The sequence below is a fragment of the Streptomyces sp. NBC_00252 genome (genome assembly GCF_036187565.1).
Lineage (GTDB): Bacteria > Actinomycetota > Actinomycetes > Streptomycetales > Streptomycetaceae > Streptomyces.
The window spans coordinates 9,876,647-9,895,312 of sequence record NZ_CP108087.1; the positions used below are offsets into that span (position 1 = coordinate 9,876,647).

Sequence of the window (18,666 nt, forward strand, 5' to 3'; positions counted from 1 at the left end):
GTGGTGTGAAATCATTCCGCATCTTCCGTCCCGGTTACCCGTTCGACCAGCCCGGTCGGGACGGGTACCGGTAACGTCAGGGGCAGGCCGTCGCGACGGCCGCGGCTCCGAACTCTCGTCGCCGTGGGGGCCGCTCTATGGATCATGTCGTCGGCGCGGTACCGCTCGCCGAGTCGCTGGACGAGCGGCGGCAGCTGCTGGACGTCGCCTGCCGCGCACTCGGCAGCCGCGTCGCGGCCGAGCGCGTCGTCGACGAGGCCTACCGGCGCTGGTACCGCCTCACCGATCCGGAGCGCCTCCGGATGACATCCCCTCGGGCCTGGCTCACGCGGGTCGTGGACGAGGCGTGCCTGACGAGCCCGGCCCCGCCCTGGGCAGGGGAGGAGGAGTGGGAGAACCGGACACCCCGGCCGCCGTACGGCGAGGACGCGGAGCCGGTCGAGTGGGCCCGGCTGAGGGTGCGGGCACTGCGTGCGCGGCCCACGGCGGCGGGCAGGCAGCACGAGATCACCCGTGCGGTGGGGCAGGCGTGCACCGATCAGGACGCCGGCCGGCTGAGGGCCCTGCTGGCCTCCGACGCGACGGCCTTCTTCGACAGCGGCGGCAAGATCCGGGCCCTGACCCGGCCCGTCCGCGGTGATGAGCAGGTCGCCCGCAGCCTGCTGGTCCTGCTGGCCGGGCAGCGGCGCGTGACCCTGCGTACCGGATCGGTCAACGGACGTACTGGCCTCGTTGCCCGGTGCGACGACCGGGTCGCCGCGGTCCTCGCCCTCGACATCGCCGATGCGTTGGTCCTTCAGGTATGGGTGATTCTCAACCCGGACAAGCTGAGCAGCTGGAACGGCCCGTCCCGCGGGTGAGTCAACCCGGCACGACGCTTCGGGCGTGCGCGGACAGCGGGACGGAGCGGGCGCGGGAGGCGAGGAAGGCGGAGATCTTGCGGGGGTTGAACAGCCACATGACCTGGTGGATGCCCCGGCGCGTGGCCGCAATCGTCATGAAGACGTCGGGCCGGCCGTCCCGGCACAACAGGACGCCCGCACGCCCGTTCGCCTCCACCGACGCGACCTCGACCCCCGGCCAGAACCGCGAGGAGGCGGTCGACAGGTTCGCCACCCGGGCCCGTCCGACCACCGGCACACGGGCCGCCCCGCGCAGCCCGTTGCCGTCGGAGAGGCTGACCGCGTCGGGCGTCAGCAGGGCCTCCAGCGAGGCCACGTCTCCTTCCTGGGCCGCGGTGACGAAGGTGTCGAGCAGCCTGCGGTGCTCCTGGACGTCCACGCTGTCGCCCCGGTCGCCCGCGAGGTGCTTGCGCGCCCTGCTGACCACCTTCCTCGCGTTGACCGGGGTCAGGCACAGGATCTGCGCGATCTCGGCGTACCCGTAGTCGAAGGCCTCCCTCAGCACGTAGGCGGCTCGCTCGGTCGGTGTGAGCTTCTGCAGGACCAGCAGCAGGGCCAGTTCCAGTGCCTCCGCGCGCTCGGCGCCGGCCACCGGATCGATGCTGGTGTCGATGGGCTCCGGCAGCCAGGGGCCGATGTAGGTCTCGCGGCGCACCCGGGCCGACTGAGCCACGTTGATGGCCAGCCTCGTCGTCGTGCTCGACAGGAACGCCGCGGGGCTGACCACCACGGAACGGTCGGTTCTCTGCCAGCGCAGCCACGCCTCCTGCACCACGTCCTCGGCCTCCGCAGCGCTGCCCAGTACGCGGTAGGCGATACCGAAAAGGCGGGGCCTCAGTTCCACGAAGGTGGACACGGCCTCGCCGAGGTCACTGTCCGTCGGGGATGCCTGTGGATACATGTCGACTCCATTCCTCCGGGTACCGGATCGTCGGAAACGGCCACGTGGTCCTCATGGACCCGGTGATCGTTCTCGCCCTCAACGACCGGGAGGAGCGGGGAATTGTGACAGCGATTCAGGGGCCCTGCTTCGGCCGGACAGGAAAATGGGCCTGTCGTTCCACGAGGCGTGGAACGACAGGCCCAAGACGGTGCCCCTACTGCTGCTGCGCGAGCCAATCGCCGAAACGCGTTTCGCCGATGCGCGCGCCCGGGCCCGGAAGCAGCGTGGCCTCCGCCAACTCGGCGCCGAAATACGGGGCATGCGGGTCGGCGACGACCGTGCGCGGGTCGTTCTTGGCGGCCAGACCCCTGCGGATCAGCTCGTCCAACTGGAAGGTGTCCGGGCCGGCCACTTCGATCACACCGCGCACCGGCGTGCCCACGGCGGTGCGGCCCACGGTGGCGGCGACGTCGTCCGAGTGAACGGGCCGGATCTTCACCGGAGCGAGCCTGACGGTGTCGCCCTCGGTCGCCGACTCCGCGATGCCCTTCATGAACTCGAAGAACTGCGTGGCGTGGACGATCGACCAGGGGATCCCGGAGTCCTTGATCAGTTCCTCCTGCGCCTGCTTGGCACGGAAGTAGCCACTCTCCTGCAAGCGTTCCGTGCCGACCACCGAGAGGGCCACGTGGTGGGTGACACCGGCGTTCGCCTCGGCCTTGAGCAGGTTGGTGGTGGAGGTATGGAAGAAGTCCATGACGGCGTCGTCCGCGAAGGAGGGGGAGTTGGAGACGTCGACCACGACCGCCGCGCCCTCCAGCACCTCGGCCAGGCCCTCGCCCGTGAGCGTGTTGACTCCGGTGTTCGGGGCAGCGGCGACCGCCTGATGGCCGTGTTCGTTGAGCTTGGTGACGACCTTCGAACCAATCAGTCCGGTGCCGCCGATCACTACGACCTTCATGAGGATGTTCCTTTCACTGCTTCTCATGCGATGTCTGCACCAGGTAGGACCGGGGGCTGAAGGGGGCTGTGACACCTTTTGGGCCTGCGGAATGTCCTCGGCGGCCCGAAAAAGCAGGGCTGCTATTCGACGAGTTTTCCGTCCGTCGAGACGTCCACCATCAGGGCCGCGATCTCGTCGGGAACAGGACCGACGGGCTCGCGGGTGATCCCGTCGGCCGGGGACCAGACGAGGTTGACCCGAAGCGCGGGGTCCATGTCGGGATAGTCGCTGCGGTTGTGGCACCCGCGTGTCTCGCGCCGCTCCAGAGCCGCTTCCAGCGTGGCACGGGCCGCCAGCGCGGCCGACTTGAGGTCGAAGGCGTGAGCGAGGTCCTGGAAACCCGCGATGTCGGGATGGACGCCCACCTTCTCCATGCGTTTCTCGATGGCGTCCAGCTCGGTGAGCCCGGTGCGCAGCCCCTGCTCGTCACGGACCACGCCCGCGTGCTCGGTCATGGTGTTGCGAAGGGCGCGCTGGAGCGCGCGCACGTTCTCGGGCCCGTCCGCGGCGAGCAGGTCGTCGACCTCCCCGCGTGCCTCGGCGGTCGCGGCGGCCGAGCGCGGCTGTGCGGTCAGGGACGCCGAGTAGGCGGCGGCCGCCTGTCCGGTGATACGGCCGTACACCAGCAGCTCGATGAGGCTGTTGCCGCCGAGCCGGTTGGCGCCGTGCAGTCCGCTGGCCGCCTCGCCGATGGCGTACAGGCCCCGCACGTCCGTGCTGTGGTCCTCGGGGCGCACCCACACACCGCCCATCGAGTAGTGGGCCGTGGGAGCGACCTCGATCGGATCCCGGGTGATGTCCAGCATCTGCAGATCCATGAGCGTCTGGTAGACGCGGGGAAGCCGGCTCATGATGGTCTGCCGGGGCAGATGCGAGACATCGAGCCACACACCGCCGTTGGGTGTGCCGCGGCCTTCCTTGATCTCGGTGTAGGAGGCGAGGGCGACCCGGTCGCGGGTGGACAGTTCCATGCGTACGGGGTCGTAGCGCGTCATGTACCGCTCACCGAGAGCGTTGCGCAGGATGCCGCCCTCGCCGCGGGCCGCCTCGCTCACCAGGGTCCCCGCGGCGTTCTCCGGTTCGATGATGCCGGAGGGGTGGAACTGCACGAGTTCCGGGTCGCGCAGCCGGGCTCCGGCCTCCGCGGCCAGCCGGAAGGAGTCACCGGTGTTCTCGTCGCGCCGGGACGAGGTGCGCCGCCAGATCCGGGTGTGGCCGCCGGCCGCGAGGACGACGGCGTCCGCGTGCACGAGGTAGCGCCTGCCGTCGGTCAGACCGAACCCGTAGGCGCCGAAGACAGCGCCGTCGTGGACCAGGAGGCGGGTGATGTAGACGCTGTCGAGCACCGGTATGTCCAGCTGGATCGCGCGCCGGACGAGCGTGCGCTGGATCTCCAGGCCCGTGTAGTCGCCGGCGAAGGCGGTGCGGCGGAACTTGTGGGCGCCGAAGAAACGCTGGGAGATACGGCCGTCGTCCTCGCGGGCGAAAGCCATGCCGTAGCGCTCCAGATCGTCGATGCCGAGGGCTGCGCCGCGGGTGACGATCTCGGCGGTGCGCGGATCGCCGAGGAGGTAGCTCTCCTTGAGGGTGTCGGCGGCGTGCTGCTGCCAGGTGTCCTCGGGGTCCATCGTGGCCAAGGCGGCGTTGATCCCGCCGGCGGCGAGGGAGGTGTGGGTGTCCTCCTTCGGGCGTTTGCCGACGGCGAGGACGTCGACGCCCGCCTCGGCCAGTTCGATGGCCGCGCGCAGCCCTGCTCCGCCGGTGCCGATCACCAGTACCGCGGTGGAAAGACGTTGTTCGGTGGCAACCACGATTGCTCCCATCGCTCGGGGTGGTCACCACCTACGACCGGCTGGAGCACCTGTTTGTGACACCGGCGCGCGGGCCCGGGGCGAGCCGCCCGGCCGCACACGAGCCGCGCGGTCAGGCTCCCAGGGAGAGCACGTAGGGGGTCAGCTTGGCCGGGTTCATCACCCACATGATCCGGTCGATGCCCGCCTCGGACGCGTCCAGGCACATCAGGGCAAGCGGGTCCTCGTCCCGTGACACGAGCACGGCATCCCGTCCGTTGGCCTGGACGAACCGGATCTCGGTGTCCGGCCAGAAGCGCGGGGCGAAGGCCTTCAGGTACCGGGCGACGTGATCGCGGCCGACGACGGGGATCCTGGACGCTCCGCGGATGCCGCCGCCGTCCGAGTAACTGACGACGTCCGAGGTCAGGAGAGACTCCAGGGTGGAGAGATCTCCCGTGCGCGCGGCGGAGAGGAAGCCCTCGAGCAGCCGCCGGTGGGCCGCCGGGCTGACGCGCTCCTTGCGCTCGGCCCCCAGGTGCTTGCGCGCCCGACTGACCAGTTGCCGGGCGTTCGCGTCGCTGGTCTCCAGGATGTCGGCGACCCGCTTGTAGGGGTAGTCGAACGCCTCGCGCAGCACGTAGGCGGCGCGTTCGATCGGGTTGAGCTTCTCCATCAGCAGCAGGACCGCCAGCTCGACGGCCTCGGTGCGTTCCGCCCCCAGATGCGGGTCCTGGGTCGTGTCGACCGGCTCGGGGAGCCACGGTCCGACGTAGGACTCCCGGCGCACCCGCGCGGACTGGGCGAGGTTGATCGCGAGCCGGGTGGTGACCGTGGTCAGGAAGGCCGCCGGTTCGTGGATCTGCGCGCGGTCGGTGTTCTGCCAGCGCAGCCAGGCGTCCTGGACGATGTCCTCGGCCTCCACGGCACTGCCGAGGATGCGGTACGCGATGCCGAACAGCCGAGGTCGTGCCGAGACGAACTCGTGGAGTCCGCCGTCCCAGGTGTCGGAGTGGGCGCCAGCGCGCATGGGTCGTCCCTTCTGGCTCTGCGCCCATCATGCTACGTGCGGGGGAAGGTACGCGCTGTGGGCCGCGTCTGGTCACGCTATCTCTTCCGCGTTCCATTCTCACACGGTGGTAATCGCTGTGCCCTGCCGCCTCGGAGTTCCCTCCTCGATCGCCAGGCCCGTCGGCTGCGCGGAAGAGCCGCAGTTGAAGGGCCGGAGAACCGGATCGGCACCGTGGCCCGGAGGTGTCACAAAGACGTGCGGCCTCCGGTCAGAGGGGACGAACAAGGTTCACGCCTACGGAAGGTGCAACACCGTGTCGGACGAAACGACAGCACACGACCATTCCGGCCACGGCCATGGCCACGGCGACCAGGAGGGGACCGCCGGCTGGATGACGGCGGCGAAGGTGCTCCAGGACGCCGCGCCGCTGACCATCGCGGAGGGTGCGTCGGCCATGACCATCCTCGTCGAGTGGGAGCCCGGCGATCCGGGTACGCCCCCGCACCGGCACTCCGGCCCCGCTTTCGGCTACGTCGTCGAGGGCGCGGTCCGTTTCGAGCTGGAGGGCGAGCCCGAGCGCGTGGTGGAGGCGGGCGGCACCTTCTGGGAGCCCGGCGGCGACGCCATCCACTACCAGGACGGCAACGCGCTGCCGGACGCGCGGACCCGGTTCGTGGTGACCATGATGTGCGCTCCCGGCAAGCCCATGCTGGAACTGGTCGACGAGAAGGAACTGGCGGAGCGCGCCCACCTCCGGGCACCGCGCCCCACCAGCTGACCGGGCACGGACCCGGCATGAGCACCCCTCTCGTCCTGGTGCACTCCCTGCTGACGCTGCTCTTCGTCGTGGTGCTTCTCCACGGTCTGGCGCGGGACGTCGGGACGAGAGGTACCGGGTTCCGTGTCCGGGCGGACCAGCTGCTGAGGACGGCCATGGTCGTGGCCATGGCGGCGATGCCGTGGATCGATCTCGGCGCGGGCCCGGCCGCCGTGGCGACCGGTGCCTTCACTGGCGGCGCGCTGTGGTTCCTGCTGCCGCTCGGCCGCCCCGTCGGCGGGGCAGCGGCAGCAGTGGCCCACCGGTTGCCGCACGCGGCCGGGATGGCCGCCATGGCCTGGATGCTGCACGGGCCGCACACCGCTGCCGGGCACGACCATGTCGAGGCGGCTGCCGCGCACCTCACCGCGCCCGACGGCCCTGCGGCAGCTCCCCTTCACGACGGTTCCGCGGGAACGCCGGCGCTGGCCTGCGGTCTGCTGGTGTACGCCCTCTGGTCCCTGACCCGTCCCATGCCCTCGCTGCGATCGGCGGCCAGCGCAGCGCGCCGGGCCGCGGCGGCGACGCCGGCGCGACACGTGGGGGAGGGGGCGATGGCACTCGGGACGGCCGTGATGCTGGTGCTGCCCCACTGAGTGCCGCACGGCCGGGGCGGCGACCATCGCCCCGGCCGTTCTCCGCAGGCAGGAACCGGTCACCCGACCAATTTCAAAACATGTGACAACATCGCATGCGATAGTGTTTCGGTCGTCTTTCGAGGGTGGGTGTTCATCCCCGCCGCTCGATATCGGTGGCCACGATTGAGGGGATTGCCATGGCCGAGGTGTTCTACGACTCCGATGCCGACCTGTCCATCATCCAGGGCCGCAAGGTCGCGGTCATCGGCTACGGCAGCCAGGGCCACGCCCACGCGCTGTCGCTGCGCGACTCGGGTGTCGACGTCCGGGTCGGTCTGCACGAGGGCTCCAAGTCCAAGGCGAAGGCCGAGGAGCAGGGCCTGCGCGTGGTGAGCCCGTCGGAGGCCGCCGCCGAGGCCGACGTCATCATGATCCTGGTCCCGGACCCGATCCAGGCCCAGGTCTACGAGGAGTCCATCAAGGACAACCTCAAGGACGGCGACGCGCTGTTCTTCGGCCACGGCCTGAACATCAGCTTCGACTTCATCAAGCCGCCGGCCGGTGTCGACGTCTGCATGGTCGCCCCCAAGGGCCCGGGCCACCTGGTGCGCCGCCAGTACGAGGAGGGCCGCGGCGTTCCGTGTCTCGTCGCGGTGGAACAGGATGCGACGGGCAACGGTTTGGCGCTCGCGCTGTCGTACGCGAAGGGCATCGGCGGCACCCGCGCCGGCGTCATCAAGACGACCTTCACCGAGGAGACCGAGACCGATCTCTTCGGTGAGCAGGCCGTGCTCGCCGGTGGAGTGTCCGCGCTGGTCAAGGCAGGTTTCGAGACGCTGACCGAGGCCGGTTACCAGCCCGAGATCGCGTACTTCGAGTGCCTGCACGAGCTGAAGCTCATCGTCGACCTCATGTACGAGGGCGGCCTGGAGAAGATGCGCTGGTCGATCTCCGAGACCGCCGAGTGGGGCGACTACGTCACCGGTCCGCGGATCATCACGGACGAGACCAGGGCCACGATGAAGCAGGTCCTCGCGGAGATCCAGGACGGCACGTTCGCGCGTGAGTGGATGGCCGAGTACCACGGTGGCCTGAAGAAGTACAACGAGTACAAGCAGAAGGACGCCGAGTCCCTGCTGGAGACCACCGGCAAGCAGCTCCGCAAGCTGATGAGCTGGGTCGACGAAGAGGATCGGGCATGACGACACTGCGGCTCAACCTGCTAGGCGCGCTCCGCGAGATGGCCGCTGTGCGACTGCCGGCCGTGCCGTCCGCGCACGGCACCGGCCCCCTGCGCCGCTTCGACCTGGAGCTCCACGTGCCGCACGAACGGCATGAGGAACTGGACGCCGAACTGCGCGCCGCCGCGGCACCGGACGGAACGTATCTGAAGGGCACCGACGCGGAGTGGCGTGTGGTGGAGGGCTGGACCGTCGTCACCCACGGATCGCGGGTCGGAATCGACCTGTACCGGGTGGAGATCGAGGAGGCCGAGGGTCCCGCGACGGCCGAGGCGCCCGCCGGCGAGGACGACGGTGTCATGGAGCTCAAGTTGGGCGTCCTGGTGCTGCCCGTCTCGGACGTCGACCGGGCCAAGGCGTTCTACGAGGCGGTCGGGTTCCGCCTGGACGCCGACCAGGTCATGGACGCGTCCTATCGCGTGGTGCACATGACGCCCCCGGGATCCGCGTGTTCGGTCCTGTTCGGGACCGGGGTCACCACGGCCGTTCCGGGTTCGGTCCGGGGCCTTCACCTCGTCGTCTCCGACATCGAGCGGGCCTGCCGGGAGCTCGCTGCAAGAGGCGTGGCGACCGGCGGAATCTTCCATGACACCAGTGGTGTGTTCCACCGCAGCACGGACGAGAAGCGGGTCGGCGGACCCGACCCGCAGCGTCGTGACTACCACTCCTACGCCGAGTTCAGTGATCCGGACGGCAACGGATGGGTGCTGCAGGAGGTGCCGATTCGGCCCTGAGGAGGCTCGCGCGGCGCTGAACCGCGGGGCGGGCGTCGCCCATCGGGCCGAAGCGACGCTCGCCCCCGCCCCGTGCCGTGGCGGTGGCGCGCATGGTGTGGATGGTCTCGGCGATCGACGCGATGTGCGCGTTCACGGCGTGGACTTCCTCGTGGAGCTGCCGTAGCCGCCCTTCCAGCGCGGCCGCCTCCGCCGTGAGTGACGCGGCGACGGTGGCGGGGTCCGCCTGAAGTTCAGTGCTCTGGGACATCTTCCCGGCCCTCCTCGGATCGTGTCGGACATCAGTCGCCGTACTGACCGGACGGGCGGCGTTGTTGTGACACTTGGAGTCGGCGGCACCGCCGTGCGATGAGCAGGGGCCCGGGGAGTACGGCCCCGAGGGTCAGCAGGCTTCCAGGACGACATCGCCCAGGACGTGCCTGCGGATGCGGCGGACCTCGGCATGATCGGGTTCGACGGGCACCTCGCCGCGGGCGTTCCGCTCGGGTCCGCTGTTGGCCCGGAGCACGGCCTCGCACACGGCGCCGACGCTGTCGGTCGCGTCGCCCACGAGGTAGTACAGCCAGACGACACGGGAACCGTCCGAATGGAACGGCAGGCCCACCAACCAGTTGAGTGAGTCTCTCGGCGTACTGGACATGAGGCCTCATCTCCGTTCTCCGCCGGTACGGGCGGTGAGGCGGGGACACCGTGCGAGAGGCGCGGCGAGAATTTCTGTGCTCTCTGACTTGACTGGACAGCGGCCCGGTTCGTGACAGCGGGACGGTCCCTGTCCGCTGTCGCCCCTCAACTCCCGTGCCGTGCCTCACGGATGGGCGTCGGGATGTCACACATCCCCTTTCGCCGCTGTCTCATGGTCGAACAGATCGGGCCAGGTACGAGAAGGAGAGGCGCTCGCCCAGAGCGCCGCCGACACTTGTGCGTGGAGCCGCCGATTCCCCTCGTCGTAGGAAAGACCACACATGAGCAGCCCCATCCCGCCGTCGGACGAGCCGACCGGCGATCGCTGCGGAGGACTTCGGGCCCAGGAGGTCCGACCCCGTGGGGGTGCGACCCTCCGCCGCGGCCTCAGCGTGTCTCCGCCGTCCCGCGAGGCATGGGATGCACAGGACGCGCTCCAGATCCGGACTCCGCGTCAGGACCGGCCGGCTTGTGCGCTTGGCGGGGCGACGACGGAGGGTCAGGAAGGCATGGCAGGGGACAACACCGCGCTGGAGCGTGGCCTGTTGCCCGACCTCGCACTGCGTGGCGAGGGCTTCACGACCGCCTTCCACTACGCACCAGGTCGCGCGCACACGCTGCTGGGCGGTGACTTCTGCGACGTGGTGCGCGGCGAGGACGGCAGCGTCCATGTGGTGATGGGCGACGTGTCCGGTCACGGTGCCGCCGAGGCCGCTCTGGGCGTCCATCTGCGCCTGGCATGGCACACCGCCGTGCTGTGCGGGCAGAGCCAACTGGAACAACTCCGGCTCCTCGAACGGATCCTGACCGACGAACGAGCGCGGGAGGAGACCTACGCGACGGTGGTGTCCCTGGTCCTGCCGCCCCACCGGAGGTCCCTGCGGATGGTCAGCGCGGGCCACCCGGGCTTTCTGCACCGGCACCGGGGGAGGGTGCGGTGGGCCGAGCCGCGGCCTGCTCTTCCGCTGGGTCTCTTTCCCGGTCAGGGGGACTGGCGCGAGAGCGAGTTGGCGTTGTCGGACGGGGACGGCGTGGTGCTGTTCACCGACGGTCTCTACGAAGGCCCCACCTCCCAGGGACGGCTCGGCGAGGAGGGACTGCTGCGACTCGCGGCCCGTCTCGCGCACCTGGGGACGCAGGCGTTCGTCGATGCCCTGGTGCACGGCGCGTCGGCGCTGGCCGCTCCGTTCGGTGGGCTCCGCGACGACGTGGCCGTGCTTCACCTGGCCTGCGAGGGACCCGGGGTTCTGGCGGGGTGAACACCCAGGGCGATGTGGCCGGTTGGCGGAGCGGGGCGAAGCGGCTTGTGCGCCTGGTCCGGTTGGTTCGGCCGGTTCCTGTTCCGTGGCCCGGCGGGCTTCTTAGTCGAGGGCCTGATGATGCGCGAAGCGTGACACCAGCGGAGGCTCCATCAGCCAGCCGTGCGCCCGGCCGTGCCGTGGCGGAGCAGTGCCGGCGGTCCGGCACGGCAGGGCGAGGGCCACGGCGGCGCCGAGGGCCAGCAGGCCCGCGCACAGCGGCATGGCCCGGCCGAACGCCGTGTCGAAGGAGGCCGGTGAACGGTAGGCGTCCGGGTCCATCCCCACCAGCAGCGGCAGGGCCGCCACGGAGACCAGCCCGGCCGCGCGGGCCGCCGCGTTGTTGATACCGCTGGCCAGTCCCGCGTCGGCGGCCTCGACCGAGGCCAGCAGCGTCACGGTCAGCGGAGCGACCATGACGACCATGCCGGTGCCCATCACCAGCAGCGCGGGCAGTACGTCGGAGAAGTAGGAGGCGTGCGTGCCGACCCGCGCCGTCATCAGCATCCCCGCGCCGCACACCAGCGGGCCGACGGTGAGCGGAATCCGCGGCCCCAGACGCTGGGCGAGCACCCCGGAGCGCGAGGAGAACAGCAGCATCAGCACTGTGCTCGGCAGCATGGCCGCGCCGGCCGCCAGCGCCGAGTACCCGGCGACGATCTGGAGTTGCAGGGCCGTCAGGAAGAAGAACCCGCCCAGCCCCGCATAGACGCACAGGGTGATCACGTTGATGGCCGCGAACGGCCGTGACGAGAAGATCGACAGCGGCATCATGGGGTCACTGCTGCGCCGCTCCACCAGCACGAAGGCGGCCCCTGCCGCGACACTGCCCGCCGCCGCGACGAGGACCACCGGCCCGCCGGTGCGGGCCTCGGTCAGTGCGTAGGTGGCCAGGGCGAGGGCCAGCGCGCCGAGCACGGCACCGGCGATGTCGAAGCCCCGACGGGGGCCGGTTCCGGCAGCGGTCGCCGCCTTGCTCTGCGAAGGTCTGCCGACGGACTCCGGGACATGGCGCAGTGCCAGGGGAACGCACACCAGCGCCGGGGGAATCGTCAGCAGGAAGGTCCAGCGCCAGCCGGGGCCGTCGACCAGCCACCCTCCGAGGAAGGGCCCCAGTGCCGCGCCGATGCCGCCGAAGCCGGACCACAGGCCGATGGCGCGCGGCCGGTCGTCCGGGTGGAAGGAGGCTTCGATGATCGCCAGCGAGCCGGGCGTGAGCAGCGCTCCGCCGACACCCTGGAGCGCCCGGGCGGCGATGAGGGTGGTGGTGTCGGGAGCCAGCCCGCACAACAGGGACGCCGCGGCGAACCACACGATGCCCAGGACGAAGATCCGGCGTCGGCCGAAGCGGTCGCCCAGGGAGCCGCCCAGCAGGATGAGGCCCGCCAGGGTCAGCATGTAGGCGTTCACCGTCCACTGGAGTACGGCGAGGTCGGCGTCGAAGTCGTCGCCGATGCGCGGCAGGGCGACGTTGGTGACGGTCGACCCGAGGAGCACCACGCTGGAGCCGAGCACGGTGGCTAGGAGGGTCCAACGGCCGCGGGCGTCGGCGATGCGGAGGGGAGCCGCGTCCTCGGGGGGAGGAGAAAGGCGCATGGTGTCTCCTTGGGACGACGGGAGAGGGGTCGGCCCGTGGCTCCGCATCGAGGGGACGGGCGCGTCAGCCGAACATGCCGGGCCGATGGCCGCAGGCCGGCTGATGACGCTGATCCAGTTGCAGGTACTGACGATCGCGATCAGCGAGATCAGCGCGGCGAGCCGGTCGTCGTTGTCCGCGTGACTTCGGGGGCAGGGTCCCGGAGCCGCGGCTACTGCTGACTGCTCCAGTCGGCGAAGTGCGTCTCACCGAGCTGCGCGTCGGGGCCGGGCAGCAGGTCGGTCTCCTGGAGAGCGGCGCCCCAGTAGAGACCGTTGGGGTCGGTCACGACGGTGCGGGGGTCGCCGTGGACCGCGAGGCCCTTGCGGATGAAGTCCTCCAGCGTGAAGGTGTCGGGGCCGCCGACCTCCACGATTCCGTTGACCGGGGTGCCGACCGCGGTACGGCCGACGGCCGCCGCCACGTCGCCGGAGAAGATGGGCTGGATCTTGATCGGGGCGACGGTGACCGTGTCACCGCTGGTCGCGGAGTCCGCGAGCGTCTTGGCGAACTCGAAGAACTGCGTGGCGTGCACGATCGAGTACGGCACTCCGGAGTCCCGGATCATGTCCTCCTGCGCCTGCTTGGCACGGAAGTAGCCGGCCTGCTGGAGACGGTCGGTGCCCACGACGGACAGCGCCACATGGTGGGTCACACCGGCCTCGGCCTCCGCCTTGAGCAGGTTGGTGGTGGAGGCCCGGAAGAACTCCGCGACGGCGTCGTCGTCGAAGGAGGGGGAGTTGGACACGTCGACGACGACGGAGGCGCCCTTCAGCGCGTCGGCCAGACCTTCGCCGGTGACGGTGTTGACTCCGGTGTTCGGGGAGGCGGCCACCGCCTCGTGGCCGTGTTCGTTGAGCTTGGAGACGACCTTGGAACCGATGAGCCCGGTTCCGCCGATGACTACGACCTTCATGGGGATTCCCCTTCACTGTTCTGGCCCGGTGCACGGTGGGGCTGCGGTGAGCCGGCCGGCCATGGGCACCAGGTGCGATGGCACGTACTCCCTCCTGACCGGGCGGGGGCGGGATGTGTGACAGGACGGTGCGCGGAGATTTCCCGCGACCGGTCGCCTCATCCGGCGGGGTCGGTGTCGGCGGGCTGCTCGGCGGGGGTCACGGGAACGGACGGCAGGGGTTCGCGGCGCGCGCCGGTGGCCTGGGACCACAGCATGGTGACCCGCACGGCGGAGGCGGTGGCGGGGTGGTCTGACCGGTGATGGAAGCCGTGGGTCTCGCGCCGCTCCAGAGCGCACTGGAGGGTCGCACGGGCGGCGAGGACGGTCGATCTGAGGTCGTAGGCGTGGGCCAGGTCCCGGAAGCCGCCGATGTCGATGTGCACGCCGATGTCCGCCGCCTGGGCCTCGATCCCGTCGAGTCCGGTCAGCCCCGCGAGGATCCCGGCCTCGTTCCGTACCACGCCTGCGTGTTCCGTCATCAGGTGCCGTACCGAGCGTTGCAGGGCGCGGACGTTCTGGTCGCCGTCGGCGCTCAGAACGCGCCGCAGGTCCGCTTCCGCGGCGCGTGTCGCGGCCGGTGAGCGGTGCGTGCCGGTGAGCGTCGCCGAGTACTCCGCCGCCGCACGTCCGGTGACCCGCGCGCGGACGAGGAGTTCGACGAGGCTGTTCTCCGTCGCCGGCCTCGCGCCGTGCGGGCCCCAGGCCGCCTCCCCGACCGCGAAGAGGCCGTCCACGTCGGTGCTGTGATCCTCGGGCCTGACCCAGATGCCGCCCAGGGAGAACTGGGCCGTCGGCACGACCTCGATGGGGTCGCGGGTGATGTCGAGCGTCTGCAGCTCCAGCATGCGCCGGTGCAGCCGCGGCAACCGCGTCAGGACCGTCTCACCGGGCAGGTGGGACAGGTCCAGCCACACGCCACCGGACCGGGACCCGCGGCCTTCCTTGATCTCCGTGTACGACGCCCGAGCGACGGTCGCCTGGTCGGAGCGCTCCATGTTCGCGGCGTCGTAGCGCGTCATGAACCGCTCACCCAGGTTGTTGAGCAGGACACCGCCGACGTCGCGTGCGCGCTCGCTGACGGGCATGCCCGCCGTGCTGTCCGGCCTGGTCAGCCCGAAGGGGTGGAATCCCACCAGTTCCGGGTCGCGCAGCCGGGCCCCGGCCTCGGTGGCGAGTCGGAGGGAGCCGCCGGTGTTCTCGTGGCGCCGGGCGGACGTGTGCCGCCAGATGCGGGTGTGCCCGCCGGTGGCCAGGACGACCGAGTCGGCGTGCACGAGGTGGCGCGAGCCGTCGACGAGGTCGAATCCGTAGGCGCCGAACACCGTACCGTCGTCGACCAGCAGCCGGGTGACGTACACATGGTGCAGGACGGGGATCGCGAGCTGCCGCGCGCGGGCATGCAGATTCCCGTACAGGTCCCAGCCGGTGTGCCGTTCGGCGGACGTCAGGAAGCGGCTCTCCCGCAGTGTGTCGGAGGCGTGGCCGTCACCGGGGTGGGCGCCGGTGGACTCCCAGTCGGCGGCCTCGTACCACTCGCGGGCCGGGGCGTTGTCGGAGGGCCGTTGGGTGACCACCGCGACCGCGACACCGGTCTCGGCGACTTCGATGGCCGCTCGCAGGCCTGACGCACCGCTTCCCACCACGAGGACGGACGTGGCGAGCTGGTGCCCGAGCGAAGACATGGATCCTCCTGCGACGGCGGACGTACGGGATCATCGGTTGGGAACGACCGGACAGACCCCCGATCTGTGACAGCGTCGGCGTGATTTCGGGCGTGGAAGTAGTCACAGTGTCCGCACGCACCGTGTGACAGAGCTCGCGGGTATCGTGGCAATGATCCTTCCGACCATCGCTGTGGGAGCTCTGTCCTCCCCGAATCCGCCGAGGAGCCGAGTCGCATGATCGCCGGTCCGCTTCCCGATCTGTTCGGCCGGCAGCGTGAGTGCGAAGCGCTCGACGACCTGCTGGCCGGCCTGCGGGACGGTGGGTCACGGGTTCTCGTGGTCCGGGGCGAGGCGGGCATCGGCAAGTCGGTGCTTCTGGAGTACGCGGCCGCGCAGGCGGACCGGGTGGCGGTGACCTGGGCGCGCGGTGTCGAGGCCGACATGGAGCTGCCCTACGCGAGCCTGCACCAGGTGTGCGCGCCGTTCCTGGACGGCATCGAGGAACTGCCGCAACCCCAGCGCGACGCGCTGCGAGTGGCGTTCGGGACGGCGGTCGGCGATCCGCCCGACCGCTTCCTGGTCGGCCTCGCCGTACTCACCCTGCTCACCCGCGCCGCGGAGACCCGGCCGGTGCTCGTCCTGGTCGACGACGCCCAGTGGCTGGACCAAGTGTCCCTGCAGACACTGGAGTTCGTGGCCCGGCGACTTCTCGCGGAGCCGGTTGCGATGGCCTTCGCGGTCCGCGACCCCGAGGGACGGTCCGTGCTCGGGGGCCTGCCGGCACTTCAGCTCAAGGGCCTTGAACCCGCCGCGGCCGGGGAACTCCTGGCGAGCGCTGTCGGGGGACGGCTGGAGGAACGGGTCAGGGACAGGTTCGTGGCCGAGATGCACGGCAACCCGCTGGCGCTGCTGGAGTTCTCCCGCGGCCGCAGCGCCGCCGAACTCGCCTACGGGGTCGACGCGTCGAGCTCCCCGGGCGTCCAGGGGTCGGTGGCCGGCCGCGTCGAGCGGGACTTCGCCGGACGGCTCGGCGCACTGCCGGCCGCCACGCGCACGCTGCTGCTGACCGCCGCGGCGGAACCGGTGGGTGACGCGCGCCTGTTGATCCGCGCGGCCGCGTCCCTCCACATCACCCCGGACGCCGCACCGGCCAAGGCGGCAGGCCTGATCGAGTTCGGCGAGCCGGTGCGGTTCCGGCACCCCCTGGTCCGGTCGGCGGTCTACCACGGCGCGGAGCCCGAGGACCGGCGCGCCGTGCACCGGGCCCTGGCCGACGCGACCGACCCTCTCCTGGACCCCGACCGGCGTGCCTGGCATGCCGCGCAGGCGGCCGACGGGCCCGACGAGGAGGTCGCCGCAGGGCTGGAACAGGCCGCTGACCGAGCTCGGCAGCGCGGCGGCATCGCCGCGGAGGCGGTCCTGCTGGAACGCGCGGTGGAGGTGACGCCCGACCCCTGGCCGCGTGGGCGCCGCGCGCTCGCGGCAGCGGAGGCCCACTTCTCGGCCGCCGCGCCGGAACGGGCCACCGAACTCGCGGCCGTGGCCGACCTGTATCCCCTGAGCCCCCTGGACCGCGCCCGGCTGGCACGGCTGCGGGCCAGGATCCTCTTCGCCCGCAGCCGCAGCGACGAGGCGGCACCGCTGTTCCTGGACGCGGCCGCACAGTTCACCGCGGCGGGTTCGCCCCTGGCCCGCGAGACCTACCTGGAGGCGATCAGCGCCACCATCTTCGCGGGCCGCGTCCACGGCCCTGCGGGCGCCCGGGCCGCGGCTGTCGCGGCGCGCGCGTCCGGGGCGCCTTCCTCGGGTTCCAAGGCCGCCGACGCCCTCCTGGACGGTGTGGCGGCGCTGCTCGCGGACGGCTGCGAGGTGGGCGTTCCGGTCCTGTGCGAGGCACTCGACCTGCTCGAACACGAAGAGCTCCACACCCGGGAGGCGGCCGTCCGGTGGCTGCTGCTGGCCCCGGTCGCCCTGGAGGCGTTCATCCACTACGCCTGGGACCTGCACGCCTGGGACGCGCTGTCGAGCCGCGCGGTGCGCCTGGCCCGCGACATCGGGGCGCTCGGCACGCTGCCCCCCGCCCTGATCTACGCGGGCGGAGTGCACATCCACTACGGCGACTTCGCCGAGGCGGCCCGCATGATCGACGAGGCCGACGCGATCGCCGCCGCGACCGGGCACGCCCCGCACAAGTACGCCGCGCTCGTGCTGGCCGCGTGGCGGGGGGAGGCGGATGTCGTCGCCGACATCGTCGAGGAGGCCAGGGAGAGCGCCGTGCGCAGGGGAGAGGTGTCCCTGCTCGGCGCCATGGGTTACATCCAGGGTGTGCTCTTCAACGGGCTGGCCCGTTACGAGGAGGCGATGGAGGCGGCCCGCACCGGTATCGAGCACGACGGGTTCAACTTCACCGGACTGTCGCTGGTCGAACATGTCGAGGCCGCGGTGCGGTGCGGCGAACTCGACCAGGCGCGTGCCTCGTTGGCCCGGCTGACCGAACTCACCCGTGCCGCCGGCTCCGGATGGGCACGCGGCGCGAGTGCCCGCAGCGAGGCACTTCTCGCGGAGGGAGAGGCGGCCGACGGCCTGTACCGGACGGCCATAGAGGAATTCGGCCGCGGCGGGGTCGTGGTGGAGGTGGCGCGCACGCATCTGCTCTACGGCGAGTGGCTGCGGCGCGGTCAGCGCCGGGCGCAGGCCCGCGACCATCTGCGCACGGCGCACGAGATGTTCGACGGGATGCGGGCCCACGCGTTCGCCGAACGGGCCCGCCGCGAACTCCTCGCCACCGGCGAGCACGTCACCGTGCGCGAGCCCGGGCCGGCGAGCGCGCTCACCCCGCAGGAGTCCCAGGTCGCCGCACTTGCGGCCGACGGCATGACGAACGCGAGGATCGGCGCGGAGCTGTTCATCAGCCCGCACACCGTGGAATGGCACCTGCGGAAGGTCTACACGAAGCTCGGCATCAGCTCACGTCGCGCACTGCCCGACGTGCTGGACGGGGCACGGGCCCGATGAGCTCCGCCCCGCGGTGCGCCGCGCGATGGGTCCGGTGCACCGACAGCCCTCTTGATCCGGCCGCGCTCGGCCCGCTCGAGGATGTGACGTCCTCGGTCGGCGGGGAACTCTGGTGGCGCGGATGAGGGTCGGGTCTCCTCGGACCTGACCGGGGCTCACGTGTCGGTGCTTCCGAGACGGTGTGGCAGCTCAACGACGGCGGGCGCATGGGCGCCTTCGACACGTCGGCCCGGCTTGCCCGACGCCGGTGCCGCGTCGGCGTGGGAGACCTGCGAATGGTTCACGCACGAGGACCTCTCGCGGCTGTCGGCCGGAGAGAAGGCCCAGGGCGGCAGTGGCGCAGGACGGAGTTGCTCGGCGATCTCGAGTACGGCACTCCCGGACCCTGCCCGAGTTCATCATCACGAAGCGCAATGCCGAGCAAGGGAACCCCCAACTCGGCCGCAGTCCCCGG

General features: G+C 71.1%; 17 protein-coding genes. 8 read left to right on the top strand and 9 right to left on the bottom strand.

The features are described from left to right. Positions 1 to 137: 137 nt before the first annotated feature. Positions 138 to 860 (top strand): RNA polymerase subunit sigma, encoded by a 723-nt coding sequence (locus OHT77_RS43890; protein ID WP_328833973.1) that lies wholly within the window; start codon positions 138 to 140, stop codon positions 858 to 860. A gap of 1 nt (position 861) precedes the next feature. On the opposite strand, the gene OHT77_RS43895 is transcribed toward OHT77_RS43890, so the two are convergent. From OHT77_RS43895 to OHT77_RS43910, 4 genes are all read right to left on the bottom strand, one after another. After that, entirely contained in the window at positions 862 to 1,803 is a 942-nt protein-coding gene (locus OHT77_RS43895) for a sigma-70 family RNA polymerase sigma factor (RefSeq protein ID WP_328833974.1), read from the bottom strand. A 196-nt stretch (positions 1,804 to 1,999) separates the two neighbouring features. Continuing rightward, positions 2,000 to 2,746: an SDR family oxidoreductase gene (locus tag OHT77_RS43900; RefSeq protein WP_328833975.1), complete on the bottom strand. Its 747-nt coding sequence runs from the start codon at positions 2,744 to 2,746 to the stop codon at positions 2,000 to 2,002. Positions 2,747 to 2,868: 122 nt separating this feature from the next. Further along, positions 2,869 to 4,599, bottom strand: a complete 1,731-nt coding sequence (locus tag OHT77_RS43905; RefSeq protein WP_328833976.1) for an L-aspartate oxidase — start codon at positions 4,597 to 4,599, stop codon at positions 2,869 to 2,871. Between the two features lie 112 nt (positions 4,600 to 4,711). Beyond that, positions 4,712 to 5,608, bottom strand: coding sequence for an RNA polymerase sigma-70 factor (locus OHT77_RS43910; RefSeq protein WP_328833977.1), 897 nt, complete (start codon positions 5,606 to 5,608; stop codon positions 4,712 to 4,714). A gap of 373 nt (positions 5,609 to 5,981) precedes the next feature. On the opposite strand from OHT77_RS43910, the gene OHT77_RS43915 reads away from it, so the two are divergent. From OHT77_RS43915 to OHT77_RS43930, 4 genes are all read left to right on the top strand, one after another. Then, complete coding sequence (locus OHT77_RS43915; RefSeq protein ID WP_266776980.1) at positions 5,982 to 6,368, top strand: cupin domain-containing protein; 387 nt, start codon at positions 5,982 to 5,984, stop codon at positions 6,366 to 6,368. Between the two features lie 17 nt (positions 6,369 to 6,385). After that, a complete protein-coding gene (locus OHT77_RS43920) occupies positions 6,386 to 7,003 on the top strand; it encodes a DUF5134 domain-containing protein (RefSeq protein WP_328833978.1) in 618 nt (205 codons plus the stop codon). A 179-nt stretch (positions 7,004 to 7,182) separates the two neighbouring features. Beyond that, positions 7,183 to 8,187: a ketol-acid reductoisomerase gene (gene ilvC / locus OHT77_RS43925; protein WP_328833979.1), complete on the top strand. Its 1,005-nt coding sequence runs from the start codon at positions 7,183 to 7,185 to the stop codon at positions 8,185 to 8,187. A gap of 338 nt (positions 8,188 to 8,525) precedes the next feature. Beyond that, entirely contained in the window at positions 8,526 to 8,960 is a 435-nt protein-coding gene (locus OHT77_RS43930) for a VOC family protein (RefSeq protein WP_328834500.1), read from the top strand. On the opposite strand, the gene OHT77_RS43935 is transcribed toward OHT77_RS43930, so the two are convergent. Then, positions 8,905 to 9,210 (bottom strand): hypothetical protein, encoded by a 306-nt coding sequence (locus OHT77_RS43935; protein WP_328833980.1) that lies wholly within the window; start codon positions 9,208 to 9,210, stop codon positions 8,905 to 8,907. The genes OHT77_RS43930 and OHT77_RS43935 overlap by 56 nt on opposite strands. Before the next feature lie 132 nt (positions 9,211 to 9,342). After that, positions 9,343 to 9,600 (bottom strand): hypothetical protein, encoded by a 258-nt coding sequence (locus tag OHT77_RS43940; RefSeq protein WP_328833981.1) that lies wholly within the window; start codon positions 9,598 to 9,600, stop codon positions 9,343 to 9,345. 550 nt (positions 9,601 to 10,150) lie between these two features. Between OHT77_RS43940 and OHT77_RS43945 the strand changes: the two genes are divergently transcribed. Next, positions 10,151 to 10,900, top strand: coding sequence for a PP2C family protein-serine/threonine phosphatase (locus OHT77_RS43945; RefSeq protein ID WP_328833982.1), 750 nt, complete (start codon positions 10,151 to 10,153; stop codon positions 10,898 to 10,900). A gap of 102 nt (positions 10,901 to 11,002) precedes the next feature. Here OHT77_RS43945 and OHT77_RS43950 read toward each other — a convergent pair whose 3' ends face one another. Then, on the bottom strand, positions 11,003 to 12,535 hold the full coding sequence (locus OHT77_RS43950) for an MFS transporter (protein ID WP_328833983.1): 1,533 nt from the start codon (positions 12,533 to 12,535) through the stop codon (positions 11,003 to 11,005). Between OHT77_RS43950 and OHT77_RS43955 the strand changes: the two genes are divergently transcribed. Next, on the top strand, positions 12,534 to 12,719 hold the full coding sequence (locus OHT77_RS43955) for a hypothetical protein (RefSeq protein WP_328833984.1): 186 nt from the start codon (positions 12,534 to 12,536) through the stop codon (positions 12,717 to 12,719). The genes OHT77_RS43950 and OHT77_RS43955 overlap by 2 nt on opposite strands. Before the next feature lie 28 nt (positions 12,720 to 12,747). Here OHT77_RS43955 and OHT77_RS43960 read toward each other — a convergent pair whose 3' ends face one another. Together OHT77_RS43960 and OHT77_RS43965 are read right to left on the bottom strand one after the other, a co-directional pair. Beyond that, positions 12,748 to 13,491 (bottom strand): SDR family oxidoreductase, encoded by a 744-nt coding sequence (locus OHT77_RS43960; RefSeq protein ID WP_328833985.1) that lies wholly within the window; start codon positions 13,489 to 13,491, stop codon positions 12,748 to 12,750. A gap of 158 nt (positions 13,492 to 13,649) precedes the next feature. Continuing rightward, a complete protein-coding gene (locus tag OHT77_RS43965) occupies positions 13,650 to 15,215 on the bottom strand; it encodes an FAD-binding protein (protein ID WP_328833986.1) in 1,566 nt (521 codons plus the stop codon). A gap of 216 nt (positions 15,216 to 15,431) precedes the next feature. Here OHT77_RS43965 and OHT77_RS43970 point away from each other — a divergent pair, with 216 nt between their 5' ends. Then, positions 15,432 to 18,212, top strand: coding sequence for a helix-turn-helix transcriptional regulator (locus OHT77_RS43970; protein WP_328833987.1), 2,781 nt, complete (start codon positions 15,432 to 15,434; stop codon positions 18,210 to 18,212). Positions 18,213 to 18,666: the final 454 nt, after the last annotated feature.